The following is a 14,413-nucleotide window of genomic DNA, read 5'->3' on the forward strand; positions in this document are numbered from 1 at the left end:
TCCCCGGCCCTCGGCACGCTGCGCGTCAACAAGACTGCCTGCACTGTGGACCACTTTGTGCATGATCTTACCTTTTTTGCCATCAGGCGATGTTCTCCAAACGTATTATATGCAAGGTGGAGATCACGCCGACCTTGTTATGCAATGCGGTTGAGGACGTAGTGGCTGGCAAAAAATTGCTCCTGGGTGGTGTCGTTTATAGCTTTTGATGAGTTATTTATAGTTTCTCACCACCACCTCATCAATTCCACCGCGTTTTGTCGCATCGGAATTTATCGCCCGTTTTGCCTGTACAACAGTAATTCTATAAGCACTATACTGCTCTTTGACAAAATCCGTTGCAGAATTTGAAAGCATAAACTTCAACCCACATCTATGCAGTTCATCACAGCAGTTGCGGAGCCGTATCTGTTCATCACGAGAAAAACCACCCTTTGCATACCCTGTAAAGCTGGAAGTATTTGAAACAGGATCATACGGTGGATCAAGGTAAACAAAAGTCCCTTTCGGCAACCCTTGCAAAACTTCAGCGTAATCGATTGATGTCAAATGAATTGTGGCAGCGTTCAGATATGCGCTAACAGCACGCAGCATCGGAGCATTAACGATATTAGGATTACGGTAATTCCCAAACGGAGAATTAAATTCCCCAGCATTATTAACGCGAAACAAGCCGTTATAGCAGGTTTTGTTAAGGTAGATAATGCGAGCGGCTTTTTGAACATCAGTTAATAAAGAGTACTTTTCTTTGTCTCTGTCCCAATCGCGAACAGAATAGAAAAAGTCAGCATCATTCTTGAAGTCTTGTAATGCGGCTATAAGGGCTTCAACGTCACGTTTTATGACCTCATAGACGCGGATCAATTCCTTGTTAATATCGTTTACATAGGCGGTTTTAGGCTGCAAATTGAAAAGCAGTGCGCCGCCGCCTGCAAATGGCTCACAGTATGTAGAAATCCTCTGCGGTAAGAGTGGTTTTAGCACGGCCAGCAGTTGGCGCTTGCCACCAACCCATTTGAGCACAGGGGTAACCAACGTTTTCTTTTTCATAGCCAAAATCCCCGTCCTCACAAATAGCAATACACAGCCATACTATCACAGAGCGAAGCCAACGTAGTCCTTCGGGTTTCGTGGATAATTTCACCCAGGCAATACCAGGTAGAGGAAAAAATCGTCATAAAAATAGGTAGCTATCTTGAAGATCTCTTGGTTCCGGTTGTCACAAGATCATCGATTGATAGCCTGTTTATGCCGTAACCCGGTCAGGTGTGCCGAGGCAGGGGATAACCACATTTTCATGGTATCGTGAGTAGAGTGTGTTGTCGTGTCCATAATCTCTTCAATATACCTAACTTACTGATATCTTTAATAATGAAAAAAGCCGTTCAGGTTTTACCCTAAACGGCATTTTTCATTTGCTTTTAAGCTGGTCGGGATGAAAGGATTTGAACCTTCGACCCCTTGAACCCCATTCAAGTGCGCTCCCAGGCTGCGCTACATCCCGACGCGAGGAAGATAACTACGCTGAACCACTTGGTCTGTCAACACATTTTCAAAATTATTTTTGGCGAATCAGGGCAAGTCCCACTAATGGCGGCAAATACAGGTGAATATCGCCCTCCGGCCTGTCTGGCAGCGGGGTGGTAAAATGCTCCGTTACCTGCCCTTCGACATCAAGGTTGCCGTGCCCGCCATAGCGTTTGTCGTCAGAGCTCATCATCTCCACATATTTGCCGGGAGTGACGGCAAAAGTCAGGGATTTTTGCGCTTCAAGCTCATGAAAATTAAAAACAAAAAGTAACTGGCCGCGCTCAAATGCCAGCAGGCGCTTTTCTTCATGAATAAAGCGGAACACCGGCTTGTGGCAAAAACTTTCAAGGTGTTGGCGTACAAGTTGCTGCATTTGCGCCTTGTCCCAGGCCGCCAGCAGGCTGTACCTGAGGTCTTGCGCATCGGCCAGGTGCCATTGCCTGTGGGCGTAGGCTTCTGCGTCCAGCCATTCGGGATGCCCGAATTCATTGCCCATAAAGTTCAGATAGCCAGCATCGGCCGTCGCCAGCGTGATGAGCCGCATGAGTCTGTAAAAGGCCAGACCGCGCGACACGTGCCAGTCGTCCGTAAAAACAGACATGTGGCTGTGCATGCGATTGCCGAGCAACCGCCATATCATGGCATCATCGCCATTGATGCACTGATCGTGACACTCCACATAGCTGATGGTGCGGTCATACGGGCGGTAGTTGGTCATTTCGTGCCACAGGCTGCCCATGTCGCGCGGCTCTTCGATGCATTTGGCCCAGTAGTCGGGTATGCCCATGGCAAAGCGGTAGTCAAAGCCAAGCCCACCGTCTTGCGGCGGGCAGGTCAGACCCGGCATGCCCGAAAACTCTTCCGCAATGGAAAGGGCGGAGGGGCAAAGCTGATGGATAAGCGTGTTGGCGAGGCACAGGTACAGTTCACCGTTCTCGTCGGTGCGCGGCAGGCCCACACGGTCATAAAAGCAATGGCTGACGTGGATGAAGTCGTCATCCCTGCCGTGATCGCGGTACAGGATGTTGCCCACGGCGTCAAAGCGAAAGCCGTCAACCCTGAATTCTTCAAGCCAGTAGCGACAGTTGGAAAGCAGAAACCGCCGCGCCATTTCCTGGCTGAAGTCAAATGACGGCGTGCCCCACTGGTTATGCTGGCTGGTGAAAAAATAATTGCTTCCGTCGTACTGCGCCAGCCCCTGCTCGGTGTTGGGGCAGGCGTGCCCGTGCGGAATGTCGAGCACAACCGCCAGACCAAGCCCGTGCGCGGCGTCAACCAGGGCCTTGAATTCGTCCGGCGTGCCATAGCGCGACGAAGGCGCAAAGTAGCTGCTGACCTGATACCCAAAGGAGCGGTACAACGGGTGTTCAAGAATGCCCATAAGCTGCACAACGGTATAGCCGCATTCACGGATACGCGGCAGAATATGGCGCGTAAAACTGGCGTAACTGCCCACACTGTCGGCGCTACGGTGCAGGGCTGGCTGCGCCATGCCCACATGCGCCTCATAAATCCGGGGGAAGGCCTCCAGACGCGGCCTGTGGTGCCTGAAGCGAAACGGCGCATCAGGCTGCCAGAGGCGGGCGCACCATTGACCCGGCATGGTCGTGTCCTGCTCAACCCATTGGGCAAAGGCAGGTACCCTGCGCAATGCGCGGGCTTGCGGGTCTTCATCAGGGATTTCATCAGCCTGGACGCGTAATTCCATATAGGTGCCGTGCTGCAAGGCGTCCTGCGGCAGGGTGAGATCAAAAAAGCCGTCATTGCCGCGCTGATACTGAAAGCGCGCATGGCGCTGGAAGTTGAGCTTGTCTGTGGTCAGCCATACTGCGGTTGCATTGGGCATGTATTCGCGCAGACGCCATACGGGCTGTCCCGATGCGTCTTTGGCCTGGTGCACCCCAAGGGTGGCGTGCAGGTTGGCGTACGAGCGCAGGGAACTGTGGAGGGTTTGTATGCGCTCCATTTCAGTTGTGAATCTGTCGCTTCGTGCCAGCAGAAAGGAGCGGTAGGACTCCAGTTCAGGATCTTGCAAGGGATTTTGTGGAATGTTCAGGGTCATGGCGGCCTCCACGAACTGGTTCGCCCAGGGAGAGGGGGCGCAGACACGTCATGCAGGCAAAACCGCCCGGCAGACGTAACTGCCGGGCGGGGAAAGGCTGTTCTAACTGTGCGAGCGCCACTGTTTGCCGGAAAGGGTGGCAAGGCAGTCAATAAGCGCCTGGGTGCCCAGGTCGCCCTGACCTCTGGCCTGCATGCTGCGGTACAGCTGTTCAGCCAGGCCTATGCCGGGCAGTACAATCTGCATGCGGCGGCATTCGTCAAGGCAGAGGCCGAGGTCTTTAATGAAGTGATTGATGAAAAAGCCCGGATCAAAGTCACTTTTGAGGATGCGGCGTCCCAGGGTGTCCATCGCCTTGCTGCCGGCAGCGCCCTGCACCACCAGCTCCAGCCATTTGGCCACGTCAAGGCCTGCTTCCTGCGCGAAAAAGCAGGATTCGCACACGCTGAACATGACGCCAGCAACGGCCACCTGATTGGCAAGTTTGGCCTTCTGGCCGAAACCGGCCGCGCCGCAGTGCAGAATATTCTTGCCCATTGCCTTGAAGCAGGGCTCAAGCTTTTCGTACCCTTCTTTTTCACCGCCTACAAAGATGGAGAGGGTCGCGTTGCGGGCGCCGATATCGCCGCCCGTCACGGGGGCATCCAGAGAGACGCAGCCCTGCTGCAGAGCCGTCACGGCGATGCGTTCCGCAAGAACGGGGCTGGACGTGCTCATGTCGCAAACAAGGTCGCCTGGGGCCAGCCCCTGCAGTATGCCGTTTTCGCCAAGAATCACGCTTTCTACATCGCGGGGGTAGCCTACAATGGTAAAGACCACATCGGATTTGGCCGCTACTTCACGCGGGGTATCGGCCCACTGCGCCCCCTTGGCAAGCAACGGTTCGGTCTTGGCGCGGGTGCGGTTGTATACAGTCAGGGGATAGCCTGCGGCCTGCAGATGCCCCGCCATGGATAAACCCATAACGCCAGTGCCAATCCACCCAATGCGCATTTTATCAGCCATAAAAACTCCTTTGGCTACTGAAAGCGACGTTCCAAAATTTCCTTTTGCATGGCCTCACGCGACAGTACCTTATTTTTGCGGAACAAGTCCACATGGTTACGGTACAACTCAAGGTTGCGCCGCATGTTTTCGTTGAAGGGATCACTGCCGCTGAAGTCTTTGCTCAGAGAGTCATAGGCAGCCGACAGCGTTTCCGGCGTTAATTTTGCGCCGTCCTCCACCTTGCTGCGGTAAAAGGTCAAAGACTTGTCCAGGCTGGTATCCAGCATGACAAGCCCTCTGCGGGCAGTATCCATTATCTGGCGCAGTTTTTCAAGTTCGGCCCCCTTGGTCGTCTTGCTGTCCCGCTGCATGCCCTCAATCTGTGATTGCAGCGATTTGCGCCTGCTGGAGTAATTGCGGATGGTTTCAGTCATGTACACGCCGGTGCGCATGAGCGACTGCGCCTCAAGCTGTTTTTGCCGCTCGAGCGTGATATTGTTTTCTTTAATGGTATTGCGCAGTTCCTGAAGGTTCTTCTTCACGGCCTCATTGGGGGCGGACACAAGCAGGCGGTCGAGTTCCTCAAGCGGATTACGCGCGGCCTGCGTGTCATAGCCCGCTGCGGTCATTGATTCGCCAGCCTTGCTCCATTCTGCCTGCAATTCCTGCGGGCGGCTGCCGCCCGGTGTGTTAATGCCGGAAATAACAGGGCGAAAACCCATGTCACGCGAATGCGCAGGGCCATCGGCCATAAAGAACGGGGTTTCTTCACGGCGGCCGGGCAAGATTTCGGCCTCGCCAGAAAGGAAGGAGCCGCCTTTGCGGACAAAGCCGCCAGCGGAGCCGTGCAGGCGGCCAGCCAGTGAAAAGCGAAAGGCGTCCAGCACCATTTCTGCGGCATTGCCAGCCGTGTCATAAATTCCAAGAGGATTGGGTTTGCGTGACCCTATATTGGCGGTGTCTTCGACGCGGGCGGATCCTTCCGGCCGGTATACGGCGTAATCCTCTTTATTGGCTCCTGGGGGCAAGGCAAAAAAGTCTTCCTGCAAAAGCTGCTGGCTGCCTGCCATATGGCCGCCACGCGCGGCATATTCCCATTCTGTTTCCGTGGGCAGGCGCATAAAGCCCACGTTGCGGTTGTCGCCTGAAAAGTGCGGTAATGACTGGGGCGAGTTCTGCAACAGCCAGGCCGTGTATTTTTGCGTAAAGTCCACGGCCGCGTACCAACTTATGTCGGTAACGGGCTTTGCAGCTTCGCCTGCGAGAGGCTGTGTTGCCGGACAGGCATTGTCCATGACGGCCTGCCATTGCAGGTTGGAAACCTCGTATTTGGCGACAAGGTAAAAGTAGTTTTGCCCCTTGGGGGCCAGTTTGCGCCAGTCCGGCGGCAGATCTTCAAGAGAAAACGCCCCGGAAAGAGCCGTGTTGTATCGGCGGTCATAATACGCTCGATCGGCATTGGCGCTGTCGTCAATGCCCGGCCGCATGGGCATGTCCCACAGCAGCCCCTTGGCGGGCACAGCCACCAGCTTGAACGCCATGCTCAGGTTGCAGGGCATGGGCAGTATTATGTCGTCATCTGCGGGTTTGGGATTAGTGGCGTCCGCCAGGCTGAGTTCGCCTTTGCGGGCCAGGGCTGCAGTGGCAGGAGACGGCAATGCCATAAGGCAAAGCAGGCAGCAAAGCAGCGTCAGGCTGAACAGGAAAAGACTTGCCTGACAGCAGTACTTACACTTCACGGATAACCTCCGAAGGTTCTATGCGCGCGGCCCGCAAAGCAGGCCCGAGGGCTGCCGCCAGAGCAAGACCTGCCACGGCGGCGAAGGCCAGCAGAAAATGTTGTGGCAACAGGCGGCAGACCTGTTCCATACCGCTGAGGCTGGAACTGAAAAGCTGGTTTATGGCCAGGGCTGCCAGGGCATACAGACCCGAAGCCAGAGATGTGCCCAGCAGGGCGGTAAGCAGGGATTGCGTCAAGGGCAGCAGCATGAGTTCGCCAGTGGTGAAGCCTGCCAGGTTCAGCAGACCCAGCGTGCGTTCCTTGCGTTTGACGCTGGCCAGGGTGCTGCTTGTGGTGGAGGCCAGAAATCCGGCTGCCGTGGCGGCGCAAATGAGGGCAAAAACAAGATTCAGGGCGCGAGCCAGGCTGTTGATCTGCTCAATCTCTTCCGCATGGGTGTACACGTCGAGCTTTTGCTGCGCAAACCCCTGGCGCAGGCGCATGACAGCATCGAGATCCCTGGCGTACAGCCTGAAACCGGGGTACAGGCGGGCCTCCTGCGGGCGGGCTTCCCCTGTCCATCCATTGTTTGTGCCAAGCTCGGGCACGGCGCGGCCATCGCGGTAGTCTTCAGTGGCTTCCAGCAGGGGTAGCGGAATAAAGGCCACATCCTTTTGCTGTGCCGCAAGGGGCAGCACGGACACAACGCGCAAGGGAACGCGCACGCTTTGCATTTGCCCGGCATAGCGGCGCTCCACACGGCCCGTGATGGTGTCGCCCATGGCTACATGGAGCTTTTCCGCAGCCGAGGCCGACAGGGACACGCCGATGGACTCTTTGTCGGGATGTTCCGGCATGACAGGCTCGGCCGCCCCATAACGCTTGAGAAGCGGATCGCCCGTACCTGTCGGCTCCAGTGAAACCACAAGAGTTGTGCGCTCTGTGCCCTGCCCAGCCACAAGATCCATGGTGGCGGCAATGGAGCGCGTGCGCGGCAGCACAAAGGCCACGTCGGGATGCGCGGCAAGCTCATCAAGATATTCCATGGAAAAACGGCCGCTGACCACAGGGGAAATCTCAAGCGTGCGCGGCTCGCTGCGCAGCCTGTCCGTAAGGGTTTGCATCACCCCGAATTTGACGCCATAGAGAACCAGCAGGGGAGTGAGCACGGCGGCCAGACCAAGGATCGCGCAGGCCGAGAGCAGCTTTTCATAGGCGTAATCCCGCCAGGAGAGGCGCAGCATCTGCCTCAGAGTCCTCGTGCGGCGCACAGGAGCGGCGTGGTTGCTCATGCCCGTACTCATGCCCGTACTCATGGCTGTGCTCCTTGCCGTTCTGCTTGCTGTCCAAAGTCGGGAGCAGTGGAGCTGTCTTCCACCCTGTGATCGATGCGGGATATGGCGCCCAGCCCGCCCTGATCGAGCGTCACCTGGATGGGACTAAAGCCCGCCTCCACAGCCATTTCAAGACTGTGCGTCACCATCAGCACGGTAATATTCATCATTTGGGCCAGATTTGCGAAAATCCGCAGGGCATTGCGCGCATGCATGGGATCAAGGGCCGCTGTGGGCTCGTCCGCAAGCACCATTTCGGGCGCATGCGCCAGGGCGGCGGCTATGGCGACCCGCTGGCGCTCGCCCACAGAAAGGGTGGCGGGGTAGTGTTCGAGCAGGCGCCCGATACCGAGGCCGTCCACGATGCCCTGTATCTGCTGGCTGCGTTCTGTCACGCACCCCAGACTGCTGCAACGCAGCATGATGTTGTCACGGGCAGTCAGAAAGGGCAGCAGGCCGCCTGTCTGCTGCACATAGCCAAGATGGCGCTGCCGCAGGCGGGCCAGGGAGTTCAGGTCTTTTTTGCGCCACTTTTCCAGCATGTCGTTGGCAGCATTTGGGGTGGGGCTGAATAGAAAGCGGCGTTCCCGGCGTGAAGGCGCTTCCACAGGTTCAGCACTTTCCGCCAGTGCTGCACTTCCCGTCTGCACTGCACGTTCTACCCGCGCCGCGCTTCCAGCCGCTCCCGCAGCCGCTTCCGCATCAGGGCGCAGTATGCCAGCCAGCAGATCAAGCGCGGTGCTTTTGCCGCAGCCGCTTGGCCCCACCAGGGCCTGCAGGCTGCCACGGACAACATCAAGGCCGTCTATATGCAGGCAAAAGCCATCCGCACCGGGACGGCTTTTGCCCACATTACGTAATGAAAAGACCAGATTATTCATGCCGATCCTTTTAGGGCATTGTAACTTTGAAAAGCGTAAATGCTCTAAGGCTGCACGAAAGTGCAGCGCGCCACAACGTGGCGTGGATTCAGCCGAAAATTACATTTTTCGGCTGAATGAAAACTTTGAAATGTGTTGCATTTCAAAGTTAATCTGCTCTAGGGCAGCATGCTCAGGGGTACCCGGTATACCCAGTCGCCGGGGTTGGACTGGCCAAAGCTTTCCCAGTTGGCCCTGTCGCGGTCATATTCTTCATACCGGGCAAGGCGGGACTTGAGCCGATTGATGAAGGCCGTTTGCTCACCCACGCTCATGCGGTACCAGTCTTCTTCACGCAAAAGCATGATGTCGCTTTTGTAGGGCAGACCATCAAGAAATTCGGCCAGAACGCCCAGTTCCGCAAGGTTCTTGCCCTGCGTGGGCATGTTGGGGTCGCGCGCCATGCGGGTTGATGCTGAAAGCACCCCCTGGAAGAAGTCGCGGGAATCCGTTTTCTTGGTGCGCTCGCCGCTGTCGATGATGGCCTTTATCTGGGCGCTGAGGTCGTTGAGCTGGTTCTTGGTCAACAGCACGGCAACCTCAACACTGGGGCTTTGCTCGCTTTTGGCAAGCCGTTTGAGGTCCATATCGGCGATCCAGGAACTGACCACGCTGGGGGCCTGGTTTTCATGCGCCCTGCCGAGATATTCCAGCTGCATGGCGTAGCCGAGCGTTGCGGCAAGGCGCGCGGCCTCTTCTTCGGCAGTGAGTTTTTGCGGTTTTTCGTCCTTGGGTTTGGTCATGATCTTGCCGGAAGCGGTATTTTTAACCATATCCACCATGCCGGTAGCCAGAACCTTGGCGACCTCCGCAAACTGCTTGGCCCCTGCTGCGGCCGTGGGCGCGGCCACAACCTGATAGTTGGAACGGTTGCCCGAAAGCTTGCTCAAAGCGCGGTAGCTTTGTTCGGCATAGGCATGGTTTTTGGCCCCGCCTGGGCTTTTGATATGCAATGCGGTTATCCAGATGCCTTTTTGCCGCGCAAAGTCATTGAGCTCGTTGGGGCCCATGCTCACGGACGCGTATTTGTCAGTGCTTTTGAGGGGCCCCGCGTCAGTGATAAGCAGAATGAGGCGTGAGGAGTAGCCGCTCCAGCTGAGCGATTCCACAGCCTTATAGACGCCAGCCAGAGAGTCCTCGTTGAAGTCGTGGCTTGAAACCGTGGCTTCCTGAACCTTGCCCAGTTTTTCTTCAAGGTTTTTACGGTCTTTTGCAGTGGCAAAGTCGCTCACCACTTCAGACACATACCCCAGACCGGGCGTGGCGGTTGTGCTGTTGCGAAACGCCACCACGGCAAAGCCCACGTTGTCTTCCAGCTTGTCCTGCTCGATCTTGTCATATATCTGCCTGACAACATTAAGGCTTTGATCGATGTAGGGCTTCATTGAAATGGTGGTGTCAATGACAAGGGCAATACCTGTTTTTGGCGGGCCACCCTTGCCGTCCTGACCGCCGCCAAGACTGCCGGGGTCAATGGAGGCCACCCGCAGAAATTTCACGCCGTCAAAGGGATCTTTCATGTCGAGAATGGGCATGAGATAAAAGCGTTTTTCCGATACGGCCCCGGCTGCGTCAGCGGGTTCGCTGGCCAGCACAGGAAAGTCGGCGGGGGGCGTCTTGCCGCCTTGCAGCAGCGTTGCGGCCTCGGCGCCGAGCTTGTCCAGGCGGGTATCCATATCAGGAGCCGCGCAGATATCATTCAACGCTTTTTCCGTATTAAAAAACAGCACAGGTTCGCGGCCTGTTCGCGGCGTGAAGAGCAGAGTGAGGGACTGGTTCCACTCTGTGGCTTTTGCAGCCTCAAGCCAGCCCTCGGCAGAAGCCGTGCCCGTGCCCACCTGAATCCAGCCGTTGGTGCGGGCGTACACATAAAACACGGTAAAGGGCGTCACGCTTTCTTTTACCACGGCAGCGTCCGAACCGGGGGTCGCCACAAGCCGCGCACCCGGGTGGCTGACTACCCGCTGAAAAAGCGTTTTTTTGCCTTCAAGCAGCAGGGGGGCCGCATGAGCGGCGGACGTGCTGCAGACCACGCCCGTTCCCATTGCAAACAGCACGAACAGTGCGCAGGCAAACAGAATGAACGGGGCACGCAGAGTGTATAGAGTCATGGCAGGGCGCATGGCATATCCTCACAGTCACTTGGACGTTATTTCCACGTTTGCAGCAGGGCGCGCGCTTCGGCGTTGCCCTTGGCCTCTTCAGCCTTGGCGTATTCCTTGAGCTTGTCCAGAGAACTTTGCGCCTGTGCCTTGTCCTGCCCCTTTTGCAGGGCTTCGTCGTACCAGCGTTTTGCCTGGGTCATATCCATCGGGATGCTGCCTCTGGGCAGGGTTGCCGTGGGATCATAGTATTGTCCCACAAGGAACATTGCTTCGGCATTGCCTTTTTGTGCCGCGTCTTCCAGAAGCAGGAAGGCGGCGTCGCATTCTTCGGGGCTGGCGTCCATCTTGCGCAGGGGCTTGGCCATGGCCAGGCTGACATCGGGCAGAGCCTCGCCACGCAGTTGCTCGCGGGCGCTGGCCAGCGGTGATTTTTCGGTCGCGCCGCCGTTGGCTCCCTGAGGAGCAGGCTTGGAGGGAGCGGCGGAAGCGTTCGGCTGCTCCGGAGCCGCAGGCAGGGGAGGCGTTTCTGGTGTGCGCAGCACAAACCACCAGAGGGCGAATCCCGCGCAGAGCAGAAGAACAATGGCCGCCACGAGCGCCATGCGCTTTCCTGAACCACCGGCCGAGGGCACAGTGTTTTGCGCCATTTGCAGAGGCGGTTCATTTTGTGCGGGGATGGGGTCCGGGTCTGGCGCGGGGGCCTCTTCGGGGGGCGTCACCGGCATGGGGTCAGGATCGGGGTCGGGACGGGTTGCCGGCGCTTCAGGCGCGCGGTATCCGCCAGCCATGCCCTGGCCGCCACTGATATTGGAGTACACTATCTTGCCCACGCTCATGGCGCAGGCCCCGTAGCCGGGCAGGGTGATGCGGTAGGCGTCCAGATTGTCCAGTTCATCCACGACTTCAGGGCCCACATTAAGACGAAGGCTGCCATTGGCGGCGCTCCAGTCCTGGGGGGTGACAGCGCTTTCACTTTCCTGCCAGCCACCGGAGGAAAGGCATTTTCCATCCGAGGCCCGTTGCAGCACAAACACGGGCGAAGACACTTCGCCCGCACCGTCAAATTCAATAATGCCGTAGCCGGGGCCACGTACGGGGTCCACTGCGATACTGGCGCGCATAGTTATCCCTTGAAAACCTGCAAAATATCGCGCAGGCGGTTGTTTTGTTCGGGGTCAAGAGTCTGTTGACCGTCAAAATCCACATTGGCCATGATGCTGTAGGCCAGGGCGCGCAGCCAGTCCGTATACCAGAAGCGGTCATACGGGGTTTCCTGTTCGGCTATGCGCGGCTCGCCGGAGATAACCGGCGGAGGATCAAACAGGCTGACGCTTTTGCCGCCAAAAAGGATGGTGCGCTGGCTCTGGTTTTTGAAGCGGGGGTCAAAGCCCAGCCAGTCCACAAAGGCGTTAATGGCATCGGCGGCAAGGCTGACCTGCTTCCAGATCAGGCGTTCACGGGCGATATTGCTGTAGGACATGCTGCGCCGCAGGCTGTCTTCAAGATTTTCGCGCAAGCGGCACCGTGAAGCGGCCAGAATGATTTCATGGCACAACTGGTCAAGCTCCAGCGCCGGCAAGCCAAGCTGGGCGCGTGCTTCGCCAGAAGCGCCAAGATCTCGCAGGCGGCCTATCCAGTGCTCCATCACGAGTGACGCGAACACGCCAGCCATGTCTCTGGCCTGGGCCGTGTCATTTTCCTGCGCCGGGGGCGCGCTCTCCGTGCTTTCGCCAAAAATGTCGCCAAGAATGTCGTCAGCAGAAACGCGGGTTCCCACCACTTGCAGACTTGCCGCGGTCTGTCCCTGTTCCGGTATTTGCCTGGCGTTGAGGCACAGTTCGTAAAGGTCGTAGTCACGCACCTGCAAGCGGCGCAGAAACTCGCCAAAAAGCTGTTTTTCGGCCAATTTGGCAAGAAGTGTGACAAAGCTTCGTGAAAGTTGCTCCTTCTGGCGGCGCAACTCATCGCGATCGTCTGTGCGGTAAAATGGTGAAAGGCGCGTGACGATCTGTTCTTTTCTTTCGCCAAGGCTCACGCGTATCTGCTGGCGTTTCAGTTCGGGATTGCAGAGGGGGCGCAGGCTGTCGCGCAACAGGCTGACGCCGCCGTCATTGAGCGTCATGGCTGCCTGCCACACCTTGTCGGGCGAGGCCACGTGTTGCTGCACCAGGGGGGACTGCAAGAACGCCTGACGAACCTCTTCCACAAAAACGCGTTGATCTTGCCGTACCCCGGTTTCGCGCCCGCCATCGTAGTCAAAAATGGCTTCGCAGGTGAAGTTGGGGTTACGCAGCAAAAAGACGTTGCTGAAGGGATGGACGCCGTCCCAGTTATCAACCCAGTCATGTACCTGGCCGAAAAACTTGACCAGTGAAGATTCAAGACGGGTGGTCCAGCGTGTTTCCACAGAGGGCGAGCCCTTCTTTTTCTCGAACTCCATATCCATCTTGGTCAGCACAAAGAACAGGGCTGGCGCTTTGCCCGCGCGACTTGCGGGCTTTTCGCCGTGTGTAGAGCAAATCCACTCATAAACGGCATGGGGCAGGTCATGAACTTCCTGCGGGCCAGGCGCAATACACAGAAGCATGCTGGTCAGCTCTTTTTCCTCGCGGTAGCGCTCGAAAAGATAGGCCACCTTGCCGCGCAGAAAAAGCTCCTTGAGCATTTCTTCCTTGCTGGCCAGCGCTTCGCGCAGATCGGGGAACTTGTAGCGCGAGCGGTAGCCTGGGAAGTCCAGCAGGTCTGTGTGGTCAAAAAAATCATCGGGCTTTTCACGCATGAAGATGGTGATCTCTGCCGTCAGGGCCGTGATCACGGCTCGTGGCAAAGTGACCTTGACGCCGCCGGGAGCAAGGATCGGCAGGGAATCGCCCGTCGGGCGCTTCAGCCCGTGCAGACGTTCCACGTCAATGATGCTTCGCTCACGCGGAATAAGGGCGTCAAGAGGGCAGTTCACCTCGGCGGCCCTGCCAAGACTGTGCAGCGCGCCGCACAATTGCAGATAGACTGACTGAAAGTCGTCAATTTCATCCCACACAAGGCCGAACAGACGGGCGCGCCCTTCGAGGCCCAGGCGTGGAGCCAGAGCCGCAGCGCGCGCCCAGTAGCCGTTCTGAAGCATCTGCACGCGCGGACGGGAACTGAAGTTCTTGTTCACATAGTCGCGCAGGTCTTCAACATCGTCGACGTCAAGGCTGCCTTCAACGGGCGCGGCAGGAGCGCTTGCTTCCAGTTGGTCAAGGGTTTTTACCAGAGCCTCTGCGCTGGGGGCGTCCTTATGTTCGCAGTCGGAGTAGTAGGTATTGGCCAGCACTCGGGCCACGTCCGTTTCAGACAGCAGGCGCAGGCGAATGGGAAACTCCGGCGTAAGGCCTTCTGGCTGCGTTGTGGTAAAGCGCGTCACAAGCCCTGTGGATTCCTTGCCGCCTTCTGGATTGATTTTTTTGAGAAAATCCTGGGTTTCACCACAAAAGTCGGCCAGCAATGCTCCGTTGGCATCGCTTGCCAGAGCGGAGATAAGGTAGGATTTACCCGACTGGCTGGGCCCGAAGACGCCAGCGCACATCTTGCGTTCCGCTGCCTGACTGCATTTGCTGAAAAAGCGGCCCGCGTGGCGCATATCCTTGAGCAGGGACGCTTTTTCGCCGCCCACCATGTCGGCGTTATCCTGAAGCCATGTTCCGGCCTTACGGGCGGTATCTGCCAGCTGGCGGCATTGCTGGGCGAGGTCCATATCTTGCTGCATAACCATATAT

9 protein-coding genes and 1 tRNA gene are annotated in these 14,413 nt (G+C 57.3%); all 10 read right to left on the reverse strand.

The window, feature by feature from the left end; genetic code table 11:
* Positions 1-213 precede the first annotated feature (213 nt).
* Positions 214-1,050, reverse strand: coding sequence for a DNA adenine methylase (locus RBR41_RS01560; protein ID WP_320350445.1), 837 nt, complete (start codon positions 1,048-1,050; stop codon positions 214-216).
* Between the two features lie 377 nt (positions 1,051-1,427).
* Positions 1,428-1,504, reverse strand: a tRNA-Pro gene (locus tag RBR41_RS01565).
* A 54-nt stretch (positions 1,505-1,558) separates the two neighbouring features.
* A complete protein-coding gene (locus tag RBR41_RS01570) occupies positions 1,559-3,592 on the reverse strand; it encodes an alpha-amylase family glycosyl hydrolase (RefSeq protein WP_320350447.1) in 2,034 nt (677 codons plus the stop codon).
* A gap of 102 nt (positions 3,593-3,694) precedes the next feature.
* On the reverse strand, positions 3,695-4,597 hold the full coding sequence (locus RBR41_RS01575) for an NAD(P)-dependent oxidoreductase (protein ID WP_320350448.1): 903 nt from the start codon (positions 4,595-4,597) through the stop codon (positions 3,695-3,697).
* Positions 4,598-4,611: 14 nt separating this feature from the next.
* Complete coding sequence (locus RBR41_RS01580) at positions 4,612-6,318, reverse strand: formylglycine-generating enzyme family protein (protein ID WP_320350451.1); 1,707 nt, start codon at positions 6,316-6,318, stop codon at positions 4,612-4,614.
* Entirely contained in the window at positions 6,308-7,615 is a 1,308-nt protein-coding gene (locus RBR41_RS01585) for an ABC transporter permease (protein ID WP_320350452.1), read from the reverse strand. The genes RBR41_RS01580 and RBR41_RS01585 overlap by 11 nt, the downstream gene beginning before the upstream one ends.
* Positions 7,612-8,514 (reverse strand): ATP-binding cassette domain-containing protein, encoded by a 903-nt coding sequence (locus RBR41_RS01590; protein ID WP_320350454.1) that lies wholly within the window; start codon positions 8,512-8,514, stop codon positions 7,612-7,614. The genes RBR41_RS01585 and RBR41_RS01590 overlap by 4 nt, the downstream gene beginning before the upstream one ends.
* Positions 8,515-8,672: 158 nt before the next feature.
* On the reverse strand, positions 8,673-10,676 hold the full coding sequence (locus tag RBR41_RS01595) for a vWA domain-containing protein (RefSeq protein ID WP_320350456.1): 2,004 nt from the start codon (positions 10,674-10,676) through the stop codon (positions 8,673-8,675).
* Positions 10,677-10,702: 26 nt separating this feature from the next.
* Entirely contained in the window at positions 10,703-11,779 is a 1,077-nt protein-coding gene (locus RBR41_RS01600) for a sel1 repeat family protein (protein WP_320350457.1), read from the reverse strand.
* 2 nt (positions 11,780-11,781) lie between these two features.
* Positions 11,782-14,409, reverse strand: a complete 2,628-nt coding sequence (locus RBR41_RS01605; protein WP_320350458.1) for a putative virulence factor — start codon at positions 14,407-14,409, stop codon at positions 11,782-11,784.
* Positions 14,410-14,413 lie beyond the last annotated feature (4 nt).

Origin of the sequence: Desulfovibrio sp. (assembly GCF_034006445.1) — a bacterium.
Lineage (GTDB): Bacteria > Desulfobacterota > Desulfovibrionia > Desulfovibrionales > Desulfovibrionaceae > Desulfovibrio.